This window comes from Nostoc sp. CMAA1605, assembly GCF_021596505.1.
In the GTDB taxonomy this organism is placed as follows: Bacteria; Cyanobacteriota; Cyanobacteriia; order Cyanobacteriales; family Nostocaceae; genus Trichormus.
Genome location: NZ_PJIZ01000023.1, coordinates 11,645 through 29,226, shown reverse-complemented (window position 1 = coordinate 29,226; position 17,582 = coordinate 11,645). Strand labels below are relative to the sequence as shown.

The following is a 17,582-nucleotide window of genomic DNA, read 5'->3' as shown; positions in this document are numbered from 1 at the left end:
GTCCTTTTTAATCGTAGTGTGTAAACAACTCACCGCTCAATCGGAGTACCGATTATAGCGGGAGCTTTATCCCAGATTTCGCCTGTCGGGAAGAGAGACAACTGTCCCTCTAATTGACAAGCAATCCCCGAAATTTCGGGCGAGTTTACAAAAGTCACCCCAAGAGCAGCAATATTATTAGCCGCATTCATATCAGCATCATGTTCAAATCCACAATGTCCACACTTAAAAAATTTTCCACTGCGGTACGACTTACCCTTGACCGGGTGGACGTGGTGGCAGCGCGAACAAGTTTGAGATGTGTAAGCAGGTGTCACGAATACCACTGGAACGCCAGCAATATTCGCTTTGTATCCAACAAACAAACGCAGTTGATAGAACGCCCAATTATTAGTTCTGCGGCGTTCAGTTTTACTTCTTGGCTTCTGATTCAAAGACTCCCTGATGTTAGTTAAATCTTCAAAAGCCAATGCTGTATTTATTCGTTTTGCATCTTGAACAAGTTGCTTAGAAATATTGTGGTTCAACCATTCTTGAAACTTCCGTTCTCTCCCAGAAAGCCTTCTCAGAAGTCGCCTAGACGACCGAGTGCGTTTGGATTGAACTTTAGCCCTGACCTGGCTGTAGCGGTCACGAACCGATTGAATCTGCTTACCATTCCACGATTTACCAGTGGAAGTAGTTGCGATATCTCGCCTGCCCAAATCAACCCCGATCACACTTCGGCTGCGCTCAGTGCTAGCTTTAGGGGTTTTGCCCGTAGGTTGAGTTGGGATATCAACAACGAAGTTGATAAAGTATTTCCCCTGCTTGGTTTTCTTCAAAGTCGCACTGGTCGGAGTTTGACCCCTCAGCAGCGCAATTTGATAACCTCCGATGGACAACTTAAATTCAACTCGCCCACACATCAAAGTCACCCCTACAGATTGGCTCTCCTCCTTATAGGCAAAGGTGCGAACATCCAAACTGATAGAGGTGGGTCTAAATTTGTGGATCTGTTTAACTGCTTTAGCATTACCAATAACTCGTCTAATAGCTTGACAAACATGGTTAGCTTTCAGCCCCGTCGTTTCACGCACAGGCTTATAAACCTTGTGGTGAAGCTTGGTAGTATTCCAGCAATTCTCACGCTTGGCTACCTCCAATATCTGGTTACAGGCATCAGCAAACCCCTCCAGTGTGCTGTCAATTTCGCCGCACAAGTTAAGGGGGACTATAAGCTTACATTTAACAGATATGGATTGAGTCATACATATATTGTAAATCATACACATAAATTATTAACAGCAACTCGCTCACCCCGCGCATTGTCTGAACTGCGTTCAGAATTATTTGGGGGTGAAGCTCCTTGCTGTTCCCCATTTCTGAGGCAGCGCGTTGGGCGGCTCTGCCGACTTGTAGCAAGTGGCGTTCGGTCATTCGCGGCAGTTGAGCGTAGTCGAAACTTATATCCCCCACTTAAAAGACGTATGAGGCACAAAACCAATAAGTTTTGTGCCTCATACTTGGGGGCTTTACGCTTCACGACTCGTAAGTGCTATGTAAAATAGGTATGTTTATCAAACGCCATTCGTAGCCAATTTGTATGCTCACAACAGCTGAATTTCTGCAATACACTCAATGGTCAGGTATTGCCACACTGGTATTTGCTGCTTTAGCAATATTAGCTTTTTTGTTTAAATGGGGTATCCGCTTTCGGCTTGTAGGTACAACTGGCTTTATGTTGGTGCTAACTGCTGGTTTGTTTGGCCTGTCGATAGTTCCTTTGAGCCGTACCGTGATTCCTGGCGCAGTTAAATATACCCTAGTTTATGATAATGGTTCAAATCAAGCAGTTATTGCCACTTCACCGCAGATTTCGCCGGATCAAGTAGAAGCTACCTTACTGCAAGCTGCTAGTAATCTCTATTCTTTCGGGCGTGGGGGTAGAAATGGTGATAATCAGCTAATAATTCGGGCGCGTACCATTATTCACCCAGAACCAGGCTTATCTATTCCATTGTACTTAGGTGAAGCTAGGCGATCGCTTGTGACTCGTGAAGACCAAAATTTAACCGTGGAAATATATCCCGAAAAGTTCGCTCAATTACCTAAATCTGCCGCTTAATTAACCTATTCTCGTTTACTGAACTGCAATTGAGGTTTTGAGACTCTCTTGTAGTTCAGCGCGTATACATACGCTAATTATCAGCGTTTCCTAAGAAAAAATTATTTTTTGTATTTAGATATACAATATTTGTTAATTTTAGATTAAGATATTACCTAACTGAATTTAACAGCGTCATCCACGCAATATACATACGGCCTACCCTGTATCAAATTCGTTAGACGCTCTAATATTTACTTTCCCTGAGTATTCTGACAGTGGTATCTTTAATAAACCATATAGTTATTCAAAACTTTGATATTTCTGAATTTATGGACAATGAGCAGTATCCGTGAATGCCTCCCAGTAGAAACACAGGGGTGTTTATGTCCGAGCAGCTATTGCGATAAATTTAAATTTATTAAGAAACATCAAGGTTTTTGGCAAACTAGAGTATATGTCTAATCAAATATCTACTCCAGCCTTGTCTACTCAAACTTCTACTTCTCTACTCACGCTAGCAGTAGCCCCTGCCAAAGTGATGCGTGGGTCAAATATATTGTCCGTCGCAGCTTTAGAGATTGCCAAGTTAGGCAGTCGTCCGTTAATTGTGGCAGGCAATAGCACTATTGCGATGGCCCAAGAAATTTTACAGCCAATTTTAGAACAGCACAATCTCTATGTCACCCCTGTTTCCTATGGTGCAGATTGTGCCGAAACTAGCTTGAAATCACTGAGAAAAGCCGCAAAAGAACATAAAGCCGATGTGATTATCGGTGTGGGTGGCGGTAAGGCTTTAGATACAGCCAAATTAGTTGCCCATCAATTACAGTTACCCATCGCTACTATCCCCACCTCAGCCGCTACCTGTGCCGCTTGGACGGCTTTATCGAATGTCTATTCTGAGTCGGGGGCATTTTTATATGATGTGGCTTTGTCTCGCTGTCCTGATTTGGTTGTCCTGGACTACGATTTAGTGAAAACTGCCCCACCACATACTTTAGTAGCAGGAATTGGGGATGCGATCGCTAAATGGTATGAAGCATCGGTTAGCAGTGGGCATTTAGAACAGACTTTAATTATCGCCGCCGTCCAACAGGCGCGAGTCTTACGGGATATTTTATTCCAAAAATCAGCCACCGCCTTGGAAAATCCAGGGAGTGAAGTTTGGCAAGAAGTTGTAGACGCTTCTGTTTTACTAGCTGGGGTAATTGGTGGCTTGGGTGGGGCGCAATGTCGCACTGTGGCTGCCCATGCGGTGCATAACGGGTTAACGCACATAGCCGGACACAGCAGCATCCACGGGGAAAAAGTCGCCTTCGGCATTTTAGTGCAGCTGCGTTTAGAAGAAATGGTACAAGGCAATCAACTAGCAGCCGCATCCAGACAACAATTATTAAAGTTTTACGCAGAGATTGGACTGCCACAAAAATTAGCAGATTTGGGTTTAGGGAACATTACCCTGGGTGAATTGCAAACCGCCGCCGAAGTCGCATTAGCACCTGAATCTGATATTCATCGACTCCCATTTAAGGTTGCATTAGAACAGCTAATGGCGGCGATGGTTTCTACCACTGCACCGACAGAAAGTAGAGACTTAGTTAATCGTGTCTCCACCAGGGAAACAAGTAATGAAATGAATAATTCGTAATACTATCCTCTGGCAAGCAACACGCACAACTACAAATTACTTTGACTGCTGAAAGCTAGTGCAAAGAATTTTGAATTTTGTAGGCGCAAGCCTTCTCGTAGAGTATTTTGAATTCCCCACAGGGGTTGACGAGGTTGAGGAATGAGTTTGGATTGGATTAAGCCAGCAGATCGGATACAGCAACTACCACCCTATGTATTTGCCCGTCTTGATGAGTTAAAAGCTAAGGCTAGAGAACAAGGCATTGATTTAATTGATTTGGGGATGGGGAATCCCGATGGCGCGACACCACAGCCAGTGGTGGAAGCGGCGATGAAAGCTTTGCAAGACCCTAGTAATCACGGTTATCCCCCCTTTGAAGGGACTGCTAACTTCCGCCGTGCGATTACAACTTGGTATAAGCGTCGCTATGGTGTGGTACTAGACCCTGATAGTGAAGCTTTGCCATTGTTGGGTTCTAAGGAAGGATTATCGCACTTAGCGATCGCCTACATTAATCCTGGGGATGTGGTCTTAGTTCCCTCCCCCGCCTATCCCGCCCATTTTCGCGGGCCTGTGATTGCGGGTGGTCAAGTCCACAGCCTGATTTTAAAAGAGGAAAACAATTGGTTAATTGATTTAACCGCCATTCCCGACGAAGTGGCAAGAAAAGCCAAGATACTGTATTTCAACTATCCCAGCAACCCCACAGCCGCCACCGCACCCCGTGAATTTTTCGAGGAAATCGTGGCCTTTGCCAGAAAATACGAAATTCTCTTGGTGCATGATTTGTGTTACGCCGAGTTAGCTTTTGATGGTTATCAACCCACTAGCTTACTAGAAATTCCTGGGGCGAAAGATATTGGCGTAGAGTTTCACACCTTATCTAAAACCTACAATATGGCTGGTTGGCGTGTGGGTTTTGTAGTGGGTAATCGTCATGTCATCCAAGGCTTACGGACATTAAAAACTAACTTGGATTATGGGATTTTTGCAGCTTTGCAAACAGCCGCCGAAACAGCTTTACAACTACCGGATATTTACCTACACGAAGTACAGCAACGCTACCGCACTCGCCGAGATTTCTTAATTGAAGGTTTCGGAAAGCTGGGTTGGGATATCCCCAAAACCAAAGCTACAATGTACTTGTGGGTGAAATGTCCTGTGGGTATGGGTTCAACGGATTTTGCTTTGAACTTGTTGCAACAGACAGGCGTTGTTGTCACCCCTGGTAATGCTTTTGGGGTGGCTGGGGAAGGATATGTGCGTATTAGCTTGATTGCAGATTGCGATCGCCTGGGTGAAGCCTTACGCCGCATAGAAAAAGCCGGTATTCGTTATCAACCCGAAACTGTCATTGCAGGCTCAGAACTAGGAGTATAAATCATGGCTTCGGTATTTCCAGGAATGAACCCATATTTAGAACACCCGGATTTATTTCCTGGATTACATCACTGGTTAATTATTGAAATTGCTAGGTTTTTATCTCCCCAACTGCGTCCCAAATACCGTGTCGCCGTTGAAGTGCGGATGTATGAAACCGCCGATAATCCTTCGATAACTGTTGGGATTCCTGATGTGATGGTAACAACTCGCCAGCATAACAGTGATGCTGACGGTACAAATGTAGCTGTTGCCACACCAACATCTAAACCTGTCCAAGTTACAGTACCAACACCTATAACTGTAAAAGAAGGATATTTAGAAGTTAAAGAAGTAGGTACAGAACAGTTAATTACTACGATAGAAATTCTTTCTCCCACTAATAAACGTCCAGTTAAAGGCAGAAAAGCTTATGAAAAAAAACGAGAAAAAGTGTTAAGAAGTCAGACAAATTTAGTAGAAATTGATTTCTTACGCAAAGGCGAACCTATGCCAATGTTCGGTGATCATATTGCCAGTGATTATCGAATTTTAGTTTGTCGGGGAAATCGTCGTCCCCTAGCTGATTTATATGCTTTCAATTTACGAGATGTCATTCCTGCTTTCCCTTTACCCTTGCGTCCTGGTGATAATGAACCAGTGATAGATTTACAGATTTTATTAAATGAAATATATGACGTATCTGGTTATGATTTGGTTGTAGATTATCGTCAAGAACCAGTTCCACCATTGTCAGCAGCAGACACGATTTGGGCAGATCAGTTATTGCGTGAGCAAGGTTTAAGATAACCTACATCATCCTCTCAATTCCTTGCTTCTCCACAGTAAAATAGAGGATATTAATTAACGCCAAAAACGAGCAGAGATTTAATATATTACTGGAAGAAGTCCGTTATTTGAGACGAATAAATGAGCAAGACTAGAAATGCTTGAATATAGCAAGATTTATACCGTTGCCGAACCAAGGTTAAGTTAATGCAATCTCCTAATGCTACCACTACCAGCTTGATTGTTGCAGGCTTTCACGCACTTTCTGACCCTATTAGACTTAATGTCATAGAATTGTTACGCCAGCGTGAATTGTGCGTCTGTGACTTGTGTGAAGCATTAGGGGTGAGTCAGTCGAAGTTATCGTTTCACCTCAAGACTCTCAAGGAAGCTGACTTAGTTAACTCCCGTCAGCAGGGACGTTGGATTTATTACAGCCTCAATTTACCTCAATTCACCGTCTTAGAGCAGTATTTAGCAGATTTTCACCGCTTGGGGCAGATATTACCCACGCGTTGCTGTGATAACATTTCCTGATATATCAATTTTTTTTGATGAATTTTTGTGAATACCACCCTTGAACTGATTGACATATCAATTTTTTTTGAAATGATAGAAATAATTACAGGGAAAGAGGAACAAGTTTTAAATTGATGAAATATTTCCTCAAAGAAGTTGCTCAATACCAACGCGAAATTTTAGCAGAGGCTATCGGCACATTTATTTTAGTGTTTGCTGGTACTGGTGCTGTGATGGTCAATCAAATTAGTCAAGGTGCGGTGACACATTTGGGGATTAGCTGTATTTTTGGTGCAGTTGTAGCGGCTTTAATTTATAGTCTAGGACATATTAGCGGCGCACATTTTAACCCAGCCGTGACCTTAGCATTTTGGACGAGTGGATTTTTCCCAAAAAGGCGAGTTTTGCCTTATATTTTGGCACAATTATTAGGTGCGATCGCAGCTTCTATTTTACTGCTTTTCAGTTTGGGTAGAGTTGCTAATTTAGGTGCAACATTGCCTTTAAATAATAGCTGGCTACAGTCTTTTATTTTAGAAATTGTCCTCACATTTATTTTAATGTTGGTGATTTTTGGTTCAGGATTAGACCGTCGCGCACCTATTGGTTTTGCAGGTTTAGCAATTGGCTTAACAGTGGGAGTAGAAGCTGCCCTTTATGGGGCCGATTACAGGTGCAAGTATGAATCCGGCGCGTTCTTTCGCACCTGCTTTTGTAGGGGGAATATGGCAACATCATTGGGTTTATTGGATTGCACCAATTTTAGGAGCGCAATTAGCAGTAATAATTTACAGTCAGCTTTCTAGAGGATTTCGTGATTTTCAGGAATAAAATGTATGACTATTTGAATTTTACCAATCTTGATCAACCAGAAGAAATTTATTGAATAATTATTGTTGTGTTAATAAAAACATGAAATCTTTCGATCATCCTCCCAGAATATTATTTTTATATGGTTCTTTGCGAGAGCGTTCTTATAGTCGCTTGTTAGCAGAAGAAGCCGCCAGAATCATTACAGAATTTGGTGCGGAAGTGCGGTTTTTTGACCCCCGTGAATTACCAATTTATGCCAGTGTTCCAGATACTCATCCCAAGGTACAAGAGTTACGAGAATTAAGTATGTGGTCTGAGGGTCAAGTGTGGTCTTCTCCTGAGATGCACGGTAATATTACTGGCATTATGAAAAACCAAATTGACTGGATACCTTTAAGTTTAGGTGCAGTCAGACCCACCCAAGGGAGAACTTTAGCAGTTATGCAAGTTAGTGGTGGTTCGCAGTCTTTTAATGCTGTGAATACAATGCGAATTTTGGGTAGATGGATGCGAATGTTTACAATTCCCAATCAATCTTCCGTAGCGAAAGCTTATCAGGAGTTTCATGAAGACGGCACAATGAAGGATTCATCATACCGCGATCGCGTGGTTGATGTCATGGAAGAAATGTATAAATTTACTTTCCTGTTGCGAGATAAAGTTGATTATCTCACAGACCGCTACAGCGAACGTAAAGAACAAGCCGCAAAAGCAACTATTCAAATAGCAAACAGTGCATTGGAAATCAAAGCTAATTAATTCATCAAAAATAAAAAACAATGAAAAAATCATGTTTGTCTGCAAGAAAAATTCTCGCCGTTCCCAAATGGCTGAAGGATTTACCAAAGTTTTAGGTGCAGGTAAAGTAGAGGTTTCTAGTTCTGGTTTAGCTTCTAGCGAGGTAGATCCCATCACTGTACAAGTCATGTCTGAAATTGGTATTGATATTAGTAATCAAACTTCTAAACCATTAAGTGATTTCAATCCTGAAGATTACAATGCGGTGATTTCTTTATGTGGTTGCGGTGTGAATTTACCAGAACCTTGGATATTAAGAGAAGTCTTTGAAGATTGGCAATTAGATGACCCTGAAGGAGAATCTATAGACACATTTCGCCGTGTTCGTGATGAAGTCAAAGAAAGAGTTGTAAAATTAATTTCATCTCTTAGCTAACTCTTTGCAACCAAGCAAAGATATCATTAACAGCAAGCGTTAAATTCATACCTTCTAGGACTGGTAATACATCTGCTCCTGATAATATATCGGGGAGTACATCTAACCGATAAACTATGATTGAGCGTTCATAGGGATCTATTAACCATCCTAGTTGAGTACCATTTCTCATACAGTGCAGAATATTACCTGTTACTCTAGTTTGACTTTGATCAGGTGAGAGAATTTCAATTATCCAAGCTGGTGCGAAATTAATACCTGTGCTGCTAATATCGCCACTTTCATCTAAGGGAATTTGGTTACTAGCAACCACTGCAATATCAGCAACTATGGAACGATTAGCGAACGTACAGCGCAATTCAGGAAAAGCTTCGTAATTACTTCCTGCTGTATCAATTACTCCCACTAAACGTTTTTGTAAAAGGCTATGTTTTCCACCTGGCATAGTTTTTTGAAGTGCCTGTCCGTTAATATATTCCCATGCTGGTGACTCATCTATGTGTGGAAGTTTCAAAAATTCTTCTAACGTAATGTTTTCTATAAATATAGCTGTCATCATGAGTCACCAATTTTAGGACTGTTGTAGCTGCTGTCTTACCCAAATCCGAAAGTTCTTGATAGTCGTGTTTCTGCCAATGATTTTACTTTGCTCAAGATATTGTGGTATGACATCAATTAAAGGCAATTTGGGAAAAATTAAGCTAGTTTCAGATTCTATATAAACACCATCTTGCAAAACATTAATTTGTAGATTACCTTTTTCAAACCGCCACAGTTCTGGCACTTGTAACGATTGATAAATTTTGGGATGGGTGCGAGAAGTAATATCAATTTCTAAGGCTAAATCTGGTGGAGGGTCTATAGTTAAATCTAGTCTCTTTTTGCCACGAATTTGAGGTTCATTTTTGATATAAAAACACTGATCAGGTTCTATACCTTGAGCCATGAATTGATTTTTGAAGGTGGTAGAACCAAGACTAATAAATTCGGTATCTAGTTCTTCTAACAGTGCTTTGACTAAATCACTGATAATTTCTTTACCGTATTCATGCTCTGGCAATGGTGCCATAATTTCTAACATTCCCCTATCATAAGCAATGCGGGCGGCGCGGTGTTCTCCTAACTCTTCGAGAATAGTTTCTAATTCTTGCCAAGTTACATCTCGTAACACTACTGTTTGTCCAGGTGGAATATAGATGCGCTTGAGTTCTAATAACATCATTGCCACTCACAGAAACTTATATCTAAGCTAGCTCGTTTGATAGATTTTGTTGATCGTAACTCTGTGATATTGATGTAGTATTTTTTACGCCCGTAGTTGGATACGCATTATAAATTTATCAGGCTAAGATAGCAGTCAAATATAATTGATATCTTAATTTACTCAGTAATTGTGATTAATCAACATTCTGCAAGTCTGATACATTCTTCAGCAACTACAACTCAGCAACCATATCAATTTAGCTGGTTTGACTGGTTTTGTTTGTGGTATCCTCCTGGTTGGTTAATTTTATTTAACCGTCATTGGCAACATTATCACGCAGATCCCGACGGTTGGCATTGGCTAGAATATTTACTATTTTTAATTCCTGGGGGATTCTATCTGGCGTTTTTAAGTCGATGGTTGCGTTTGGGTTGTCGTTCTCCTCGAACAGAAATTATAGAATTTAATCCCGACTATCAACGGGCTTTTCGTGAAGAAATTTTAGCTTTTATTGTGAAATATTATTTTCGTGGGGAATTGCACCAAATAGAGAATTTACCCTCCACAGGCTCGTTAATTATAGCTATGAACCATGCAGGGATGTGTTTTCCTTGGGACTTTATTAGTTTGGGTTATTTATTGGGGGAAAAACAAGGTTGGACAGTGCAACCTTTGGCGGGAGTATCATTATTTGAACATCCTTGGATGGTGTGGTGGCTACCTCCAAAATGGTCGCAGGTTTTGGGTGGTGTGCGTGCAGAGTTGGCTGATTTTGAGGAGGCTATTTCCCAGGGTAAAACTTTGTTATATGCGCCGGAAGGTTTACGTGGCCCGTTGAAGGGTTGGGGGAAACGCTATCAACTCCAAAAATTTGATGTGAGTTTTTTACAGTTAAGCGATCGCTATCATATTCCCATTTTGCCAGTCGTTTGTATGGGTAGCGAATCTTTACATCCTTGGACGGTAAATTTACAAAAGTTACAAAGACTATTTAATTTACCCTTTTGCCCCATATCGCCTTTAATGTTCATCCTCATTCTCTTTCCTTCAATGGGAGTTTGGGCGATGAAAACTCGCCTACGTTATTTTATTCAACCACTGGCAACAATCAACGGCAAAATAGATTGTAATCACCAAGGCAATAATGCTAGAAGATTAGTTTATCAACGTGCTAATCAATTGCGTGAACAATTACAAATGCAAATCAACCAACTAAGTAGAACGGTGTAAATAACTCAAGGTTTGTAGTGTACCCCTCCGGGGAAGCAAGCTACGCGCAAGCGTCTCGTAGAGAGGACTTTAGTCCTCTCATAAGGACTGAAGTCCTTACTACAAAACGAATTTTCCAATCTTTACATTGCTTAATGTAGTTTGGTTTTTTCGCACCGGCTTACTTACTAACTCAATTGTCTTCTATTTCAAAAGTCTGTGGTTAATTGACTTTTTTAGTTGATGACTTTGTCCTGTTATCACACATTCTCCGGTGAAAGTGATGGTAGTTTATATTTGCACAGACTCCTTGACCCCATCAACATACAAAATATGACACTCAATTTATACTTACTGCGACATGGAGAAACTACTTTTAGTCAAAGTGGTAACTTCTGCGGTGCAACTGATGCAGAGTTGACATCAGAAGGAATACAGATGGCCAAGAGTTTTGCCGATGTTTATCAAAAATTGAAGTGGGAAGCAGTCTATGCTAGCCCGATGAAGCGCACAATTGCAACTGCCAAGCCATTTTGTGATGCTACTGGTATGGAGATGCAGTTGCGAGATGGACTCAGAGAAGGGAGTTACGGTGCATGGGAAGCTAAGAGTAAATCCTTTGCTCAAGATAATTACGCAGATAACTATGTAAAATGGCTGACAGAACCCGCTTGGAATGCACCAATAGGTGGAGAAACGGCGGTAGAGATTGCTAACCGTTCCATGACGGTAATTGCTGAAATTCAAGAAAAACATCCCCAAGGAAATGTTTTAGTAGTTTCCCATAAAGCTACGATTCGGATTATACTTTGTAGCTTACTAGGAATTGATTTAGGACGCTATCGCTATCGGGTGAATATTTTGGTTGCGTCCGTAAGTATGGTTAAATTTGATGTTAATGGCCCTTTGTTAGAAATATTAGGCGATCGCCATCATATACCCGATCATCTCCGTTCTCGTCCAGGAACATAATATTTTCCGCTAGTAGTTTCTCAAAAAACTATAGAAATGGTATCTGTAGACTTTGAAAGTATTCATTGAAGAAAAATCAACATTCTTCAATGAATAAATTAAGTTAGCAATCAAGTCAACAAAGTAACTTTACCACTAGCTAAATCATAACGACCACCAACAACTTTCAATTTACCCTCTTTAATTAAACCTCTGAGGATGGTGGAACTTTCTCCTAATTTTTCCGCTTGATACTGCACATTTGCAATAATAGAATTTTCTTCCAAACTGCCGGTTTTATTTCTCACTCTTTCTACAGCCGGCTTGATTTCTTCCACAAACACACCAATTCTTCCAGGTAAGGGATCACCTTTAGCTGCTGCGACTACTGCACCACATCTTGCATGACCTAAAACTACAATTAATTGCGCGCCTAAGACAGCTGTAGCAAATTCTAAACTACCTATTGCAGTTTGACTTGCAACATTACCAGCCACCCTTACCACAAATAAATCACCCAATCCCTGATCAAAAACAATTTCTGCCGGTACTCTAGAATCTGCACATCCCAGTATGGCAGCAAAGGGATATTGAGCTTCAGCAGTTTCCTGCAATCTGAGTTTTGATTGATTAGGAGTTAGACGTTTACCTTCAACAAACCTTTTATTTCCTTCTAATAAACGAGTTAAAGCAGCCTGGGGATTAACTGGCTGTGGTTTTTCTTCTGTAACTGTGGTAGGTGTTTGTGCAACTGCTGATTCTCCTGATAAAAGTACATTCCCAACCGCACTAGCACCTATACCAACACCACCTACACCAGCTAATTTTAAAAAGTTTCTGCGCCCAACAAATCCATTAACTTTACTCACGATTCACCCTCACTTTCCACAGCAAATTTTCACTAAGTCGCGATCAAAAATCTATAAACATATGCCCTAAAGCGTTATCAAGGAAATTTAGACAACACTTTTAGGGCAATAAATGATAAGTTATCGCAACCTAGTAATATCAAGCTTTGTTATTGTTAGGAATATATCAAACTTATGTATAACAGTTAAATAAATCTATCATTTGAATAGCTTATGTATTTACCAGCTTTTCATCTATAATTTTGAGCAAAATCTATCTCTCGTCCACAGATGAAGTCCCAAAACGATAGCCCTTACCATAAACTGTATGAATTAAGGGTTCTTCCTTACCTACTTCAATTTTCCGTCGCAGTAGCCGAATTAAGGCAGCTATCACATTACTGCTAGGTTGTTCTTCATCTTGCCAAAGATATTGCAGAATTTGGGCGTGAGTGAGTAACTGTCCCGTATGTTCCATAAAATATTGCAACAGCTGACTTTCTTTTTGGGAAAGTTCAATGACTCTACCTTGACGGTAGGCGACTTGATTGTCATGATCCAGTTCTAAGTCAGCTACAGTTAATCTGGCTGTAGTTGTTTCATAGCTGTGCGAACCTGAACGCCGCAACAAAGCGCGGACTCTAGCCAATAATTCCCGCAGTTCAAAGGGTTTAACTAAATAGTCATCCGCACCAGCATCTAAACCTTTTACCCTATCATCTAATGTATCTTTGGCTGTGAGAAACAAAACAGGGGTAATTTGTCCTTGATTACGCAATTCCTGGCAAATTTCCAAGCCTGTTTTGCCAGGCAGCATCCAGTCTAAAATTAGTAAGTCATAACTTCCTGATTGTGCCATTTCTCTACCAATTGCACCATGATAAGCCGCATCAACGGTGTAACCTTCCCGCGTTAAGACACGACTTAAAGGATCGGTGAGTTCTACTTCATCATCAACGAGTAAAATTTTCATATTGCTAGGGGTGTAGGGGTATAGGGGTATAGGGGTGTAGGGGAAAGAAAAATATCAATGATTTGGCTTTAGTCAGAGTAGGAAACACCAAAATCACCTTTTTTCTTCCTACTGTTGTACTGACACTGTGGGTTTTGCAAAGCTATATACGTAAGACAAATTCATATTATCAATCAGTAACACCAATTAATTATTCATCCCCCACACCCGTACACCCTCACACCCCTAAACCCCCACACCCTTACACCCTTGCATAAATCCTGATAAAGTGTCCATAGCCAAGGATACCAAGAAAGAGAATGTTAACTGTTGCACTGCCGAAAGGGGAACTACTAAAAAATAGCATCAGCCTGCTGCAATCTGTGGGTTTAGATTTTAGTGCTTTTTTAGACTCAGGAACTCGCCAATTGCAAATTACTGATGCTAGCGGAACAGCCAAAGGATTGTTAGTCAGAGGGCAAGATGTGCCTGTGTATGTAGAATATGGTCAGGCGCAAATTGGTATTATTGGTTACGATGTTCTGCGAGAGAAACAACCACAAGTTGCTCATTTAGTAGATTTGGGTTTTGGCTATTGTCGGATGTCAGTAGCGGTGAAAGCATCTAGTCCTTATAAATTGCCTGTGGATTTACCACCCCATAGTCGGGTTGCTTCTAAGTATGTTAATTGCGCTAATGAATACTTTCAAAGTTTAGATTTACCAGTGGAAATTGTGCCGCTTTATGGTTCTGTAGAACTAGGGCCGATTACAGGGATGTCAGAGGCGATCGTTGATTTAGTGTCTAGTGGCAGAACTTTGAGAGAAAATGGCTTAGTAGAGATTACTACTTTGTATGAAAGCACAGCCAGATTAATTGCTCACCCTCTCAGCTATCGACTGAATACAGGTAATTTACATAATTTAGTTGAACGTCTTCGGGATGCAGTTTTAACACCAGCATAATCAAGTAAGTAAGTGGGCGAAAATCAATCAAACTACATTAAGTAATGTAAAAAAATTCGATTAGGCTCGTAGAGAGGACTTTAGTCCTTCTCGGAGGACTAAAGTCCTCTCTACGAGACGCTTGCGCGAACACTACAAACCTTTAATTATTTTTGCCTAGCTACTTAATTAAGCAAATTTATTGAGTAAATATCCCCGACTTTTACCCAAAAGTTGGGGATATTATTTGTTTGGAATGATTCTGAAGTAAGAAATATTCAGATGGAATTTTTGTTTTACTGATCAGAAGGTTAATTTATTTAAATTAAGTTTTATATCCTAAAATTAGTGCAACGTTTTATTCTAGAAACAGATATTTAAATCAAATTTTGTTGCGTTTTTTAACCAAAAATTAGTCTCAATAAAAACTCCAATGTTGCAAATCTGACAACACTGACTATATTTTTAATCAAAGTCCTATGACATCTCACTTTACTAATCAGGAACAGGCGAGACTGGCAGAACTATATCAGTATCAAATTCTAGATACTGAACCAGAAGCAGCTTATGATAACTTGGCACATTTAGCAGCCTTTATCTGTGGTACATCTATAGCTTTGGTAAATTTTATTGATGAACATCGTCAGTGGTTTAAGGCTAAATTGGGTTTAGATGTCTCAGAAATGCCGCGTAATGTGGGTTTTTCATATCTATGCCAACAACAACAAAATGTTGTCGTCATTCCCGATACATTAGCAGACGATCGCCTCGCCCAAAATCCAGTAGTAACCGCATACCCATACGTGCGGTTTTACGCAGGTGTACCCCTACTTAGTCCGCAAGGTCAGATGTTAGGAACTCTCTGTGTGCTTGATCAAAAGCCTAAAGCCTTGAGTCAACAACAAATTGATGCGCTTGTAGCTTTAAGTCACCTAGTAATTGCTCAACTAGAACTCAGGCGGAATGTGGCTCATGTCGCACAGATTAGCGAACAAATGATCAATCAAGAGCAGAATGCACGCAGAGAATCAGAAATAGTGAGCGATCGCATTAGTAATATCCTCGAAAGTATCACTGATGCGTTTTTCACCCTAGATCAACAATGGCGATTTACTTATATTAATAATCAAGCTGCCCAGCTACTACAAAAAAATCGCACTGAATTACTAGGTCAAAATATCTGGGAAACATTTCCCGCAATAGTAGGCACATCCTTTGAAAGAGAATATCAAAAAGCAGTAGCCCAACAAACAAGCGTAGAATTTGAGGAATTCTATCCACCGCTAGATAAATGTTTTGCCGTTCATGCTTATCCTAGTAAAGACGGTTTATCTGTGTATTTTCAAGATATTACCGAAAAACATCACACAGCCTCCGCACTCAAAGAAAGTGAAGAACGTTGGCAATTAGCTTTACAAGGTAACAATGATGGGATTTGGGATTGGAATCTCAAAACTAATCAAGTCTTTTTTTCTCCACGTTGGAAGCAAATGTTGGGATATGCAGACCATGAAATCTCTAATAATCTAGAGGAGTGGTCAGAGCGAGTCCATCCCGATGATGTAGACTGGGTAATACAGGCTATTCAAGCTCATTTTGACCGAAGAACACCGTATTACATTACAGAACATCGAGTGCAGTGTAAAGACGGTAGCTATAAATGGATTTTGGATCGGGGACAAGCACTTTGGGATGAAACTGGTAATGTAGTGCGAATGGTGGGTTCTCATACAGATATCACAGAACGCAAACAAACAGAAGCCGAACTCCAAAAGCAAAATTTGCGATCGCAACTATTTGCAGAAATCACCGTCAAAATTCGCGAAACCCTACACATTCAAGAAATTTTACAAACTTCTGTCCAAGAAGTACAAAAACTCCTGCAAGCTGACAGAGTATTAATTTTTCGTCTGTGGCCTGACGGTTCCGGCACAGTAGAACAAGAAGCCGTGTTACCAGACTGGCCTGTAATTTTGGGCAAAAACATTGTTGATCCTTGCTTCCAACAAGGCTACGTAGAAAAATATCGTCAAGGTAGAATCAGTGCAATTACAGATATTACTCAAGCAGATATTCAAGATTGCCATCGAGAATTTTTACAACAATTTGGCGTAAAAGCTAACCTTGTCGTCCCCATTCTCAACCACGCGGGCATTTGGGGTTTACTAGTCGCCCATCAATGTCATACACCCCGCGACTGGAATCAATTTGAGTTGGATTTACTACAACAGTTAGCCAACCAAATAGGTATAGCCTTATACCAGGCGCAGTTGCTAGAACAACAAACCCGCCAAAGCCAAGAACTAGCCCGTTCCAACGCCGAATTAGAAAGTTTTGCCTACGTCGCTTCCCACGACTTGCAAGAACCATTAAGGATGGTGACTAGTTACTTACAATTACTAGAACGCCGCTATAAACCTCAACTAGACGGCACCGCAGAACAGTTTATCAGTTACGCCGTTGACGGAGCGCAACGGATGCAAACCCTCATCAACGATCTCTTAAACTATTCTCGTCTTACCACCCGTGGACAACCCTTCATCTCAGTAGATTGTGCCGCCATTTTAGAACGAGTCAAAACAAACCTCAAAATCGCCATAGAAGAATCTAGCGCAATCATCACCCATGATCCTTTACCCACAGTTACCGCCGATCCCACTCAACTCACCCAAGTTTTCCAAAACCTCATTGCGAACGCCATCAAATTCCGGCGAGAAGTTCCCGTCGAGATTCATATTGGTGTAGTTGGGACTGGGGACTGGGGACTGGGGACTGGGGACAAGGTAGATGTTACTCCCATACCCAATGCCCAATGCCCCATTCCCAATGCCCCATTCCCAATGCCCCATTCCCATTCCCAATGGCTATTTTCAGTCCGCGACAATGGTATAGGGATAGAAAAACAATATCTAGAACGGATTTTTGTGATTTTTCAACGTCTGCATGGACGCAGTAAATATCCTGGTACGGGGATAGGGCTATCAATTTGTAAGAAAATTATTGAGCGTCATGGAGGTCAAATCTGGGTTGAATCTCAACCAGGTGCAGGCTCAGTTTTCTACTTCACAATTCCAGAGCAGGTCAACAATCGTGATTAATAC

General features: G+C 41.0%; 16 protein-coding genes and 1 pseudogene. 12 read left to right on the top strand and 5 right to left on the bottom strand.

The window, feature by feature from the left end; genetic code table 11:
* Nucleotides 1-29 precede the first annotated feature (29 nt).
* Nucleotides 30-1,250, bottom strand: a complete 1,221-nt coding sequence (locus CV014_RS10770; RefSeq protein WP_236142019.1) for an RNA-guided endonuclease InsQ/TnpB family protein — start codon at nt 1,248-1,250, stop codon at nt 30-32.
* 335 nt (nt 1,251-1,585) lie between these two features.
* Between CV014_RS10770 and CV014_RS10765 the strand changes: the two genes are divergently transcribed.
* The 8 genes and pseudogenes from CV014_RS10765 to arsC all read left to right on the top strand — a co-directional run bounded on the left by CV014_RS10765 (nt 1,586) and on the right by arsC (nt 8,373).
* Entirely contained in the window at nt 1,586-2,107 is a 522-nt protein-coding gene (locus tag CV014_RS10765; protein ID WP_236142018.1) for a Ycf51 family protein, read from the top strand.
* A 436-nt stretch (nt 2,108-2,543) separates the two neighbouring features.
* Nucleotides 2,544-3,737 carry an iron-containing alcohol dehydrogenase family protein gene (locus CV014_RS10760; RefSeq protein WP_236142017.1) on the top strand — a complete coding sequence of 398 codons (1,194 nt, stop codon included), beginning with the start codon at nt 2,544-2,546 and terminating at the stop codon, nt 3,735-3,737.
* A gap of 141 nt (nt 3,738-3,878) precedes the next feature.
* Nucleotides 3,879-5,099: an aspartate aminotransferase gene (locus CV014_RS10755; RefSeq protein ID WP_236142016.1), complete on the top strand. Its 1,221-nt coding sequence runs from the start codon at nt 3,879-3,881 to the stop codon at nt 5,097-5,099.
* 3 nt (nt 5,100-5,102) lie between these two features.
* Nucleotides 5,103-5,888, top strand: a complete 786-nt coding sequence (locus CV014_RS10750) for a DUF4058 family protein (RefSeq protein ID WP_236142015.1) — start codon at nt 5,103-5,105, stop codon at nt 5,886-5,888.
* Nucleotides 5,889-6,074: 186 nt separating this feature from the next.
* Nucleotides 6,075-6,404 (top strand): ArsR/SmtB family transcription factor, encoded by a 330-nt coding sequence (locus CV014_RS10745; protein WP_236142014.1) that lies wholly within the window; start codon nt 6,075-6,077, stop codon nt 6,402-6,404.
* 116 nt (nt 6,405-6,520) lie between these two features.
* Nucleotides 6,521-7,217: pseudogene (locus CV014_RS10740) on the top strand (MIP/aquaporin family protein).
* A gap of 81 nt (nt 7,218-7,298) precedes the next feature.
* Nucleotides 7,299-7,958, top strand: coding sequence for an arsenical resistance protein ArsH (gene arsH / locus CV014_RS10735; RefSeq protein ID WP_236142013.1), 660 nt, complete (start codon nt 7,299-7,301; stop codon nt 7,956-7,958).
* Between the two features lie 31 nt (nt 7,959-7,989).
* Nucleotides 7,990-8,373, top strand: a complete 384-nt coding sequence (gene arsC, locus CV014_RS10730) for an arsenate reductase, glutathione/glutaredoxin type (protein ID WP_236142012.1) — start codon at nt 7,990-7,992, stop codon at nt 8,371-8,373.
* On the opposite strand, the gene CV014_RS10725 is transcribed toward arsC, so the two are convergent.
* Nucleotides 8,366-8,929, bottom strand: coding sequence for a Uma2 family endonuclease (locus CV014_RS10725; RefSeq protein ID WP_236142068.1), 564 nt, complete (start codon nt 8,927-8,929; stop codon nt 8,366-8,368). The two genes, arsC and CV014_RS10725, sit on opposite strands and share 8 nt — an antisense overlap.
* A gap of 15 nt (nt 8,930-8,944) precedes the next feature.
* Nucleotides 8,945-9,592: a Uma2 family endonuclease gene (locus CV014_RS10720; RefSeq protein WP_236142067.1), complete on the bottom strand. Its 648-nt coding sequence runs from the start codon at nt 9,590-9,592 to the stop codon at nt 8,945-8,947.
* A 174-nt stretch (nt 9,593-9,766) separates the two neighbouring features.
* Here CV014_RS10720 and CV014_RS10715 point away from each other — a divergent pair, with 174 nt between their 5' ends.
* Complete coding sequence (locus tag CV014_RS10715; RefSeq protein WP_236142011.1) at nt 9,767-10,807, top strand: 1-acyl-sn-glycerol-3-phosphate acyltransferase; 1,041 nt, start codon at nt 9,767-9,769, stop codon at nt 10,805-10,807.
* Nucleotides 10,808-11,119: 312 nt separating this feature from the next.
* Nucleotides 11,120-11,758, top strand: a complete 639-nt coding sequence (locus CV014_RS10710; RefSeq protein WP_236142066.1) for a histidine phosphatase family protein — start codon at nt 11,120-11,122, stop codon at nt 11,756-11,758.
* A 110-nt stretch (nt 11,759-11,868) separates the two neighbouring features.
* Here CV014_RS10710 and CV014_RS10705 read toward each other — a convergent pair whose 3' ends face one another.
* Nucleotides 11,869-12,606, bottom strand: a complete 738-nt coding sequence (locus CV014_RS10705; protein WP_236142010.1) for a carbonic anhydrase — start codon at nt 12,604-12,606, stop codon at nt 11,869-11,871.
* Nucleotides 12,607-12,859: 253 nt separating this feature from the next.
* Nucleotides 12,860-13,558 (bottom strand): two-component system response regulator RppA, encoded by a 699-nt coding sequence (rppA, locus tag CV014_RS10700; protein ID WP_236142009.1) that lies wholly within the window; start codon nt 13,556-13,558, stop codon nt 12,860-12,862.
* A gap of 299 nt (nt 13,559-13,857) precedes the next feature.
* On the opposite strand from rppA, the gene hisG reads away from it, so the two are divergent.
* Together hisG and CV014_RS10690 are read left to right on the top strand one after the other, a co-directional pair.
* Nucleotides 13,858-14,502 carry an ATP phosphoribosyltransferase gene (gene hisG / locus CV014_RS10695; protein ID WP_236142008.1) on the top strand — a complete coding sequence of 215 codons (645 nt, stop codon included), beginning with the start codon at nt 13,858-13,860 and terminating at the stop codon, nt 14,500-14,502.
* A 458-nt stretch (nt 14,503-14,960) separates the two neighbouring features.
* On the top strand, nt 14,961-17,579 hold the full coding sequence (locus CV014_RS10690) for a GAF domain-containing protein (protein ID WP_236142007.1): 2,619 nt from the start codon (nt 14,961-14,963) through the stop codon (nt 17,577-17,579).
* Nucleotides 17,580-17,582 lie beyond the last annotated feature (3 nt).

Excerpts from the sequence above, each read along its gene's own strand:
- arsC (WP_236142012.1), top strand. The coding sequence starts at position 7,990 with ATGTTTGTCTGCAAGAAAAATTCTCGCCGTTCCCAAATGGCTGAAGGA.
- CV014_RS10770 (WP_236142019.1), bottom strand. The coding sequence starts at position 1,250 with ATGACTCAATCCATATCTGTTAAATGTAAGCTTATAGTCCCCCTTAAC.
- CV014_RS10760 (WP_236142017.1), top strand. The coding sequence starts at position 2,544 with ATGTCTAATCAAATATCTACTCCAGCCTTGTCTACTCAAACTTCTACT.
- CV014_RS10720 (WP_236142067.1), bottom strand. The coding sequence starts at position 9,592 with ATGTTATTAGAACTCAAGCGCATCTATATTCCACCTGGACAAACAGTA.
- CV014_RS10690 (WP_236142007.1), top strand. The coding sequence starts at position 14,961 with ATGACATCTCACTTTACTAATCAGGAACAGGCGAGACTGGCAGAACTA.
- CV014_RS10765 (WP_236142018.1), top strand. The coding sequence starts at position 1,586 with ATGCTCACAACAGCTGAATTTCTGCAATACACTCAATGGTCAGGTATT.
- CV014_RS10710 (WP_236142066.1), top strand. The coding sequence starts at position 11,120 with ATGACACTCAATTTATACTTACTGCGACATGGAGAAACTACTTTTAGT.
- CV014_RS10745 (WP_236142014.1), top strand. The coding sequence starts at position 6,075 with ATGCAATCTCCTAATGCTACCACTACCAGCTTGATTGTTGCAGGCTTT.
- hisG (WP_236142008.1), top strand. The coding sequence starts at position 13,858 with ATGTTAACTGTTGCACTGCCGAAAGGGGAACTACTAAAAAATAGCATC.
- rppA (WP_236142009.1), bottom strand. The coding sequence starts at position 13,558 with ATGAAAATTTTACTCGTTGATGATGAAGTAGAACTCACCGATCCTTTA.
- arsH (WP_236142013.1), top strand. The coding sequence starts at position 7,299 with ATGAAATCTTTCGATCATCCTCCCAGAATATTATTTTTATATGGTTCT.
- CV014_RS10725 (WP_236142068.1), bottom strand. The coding sequence starts at position 8,929 with ATGACAGCTATATTTATAGAAAACATTACGTTAGAAGAATTTTTGAAA.
- CV014_RS10750 (WP_236142015.1), top strand. The coding sequence starts at position 5,103 with ATGGCTTCGGTATTTCCAGGAATGAACCCATATTTAGAACACCCGGAT.
- CV014_RS10755 (WP_236142016.1), top strand. The coding sequence starts at position 3,879 with ATGAGTTTGGATTGGATTAAGCCAGCAGATCGGATACAGCAACTACCA.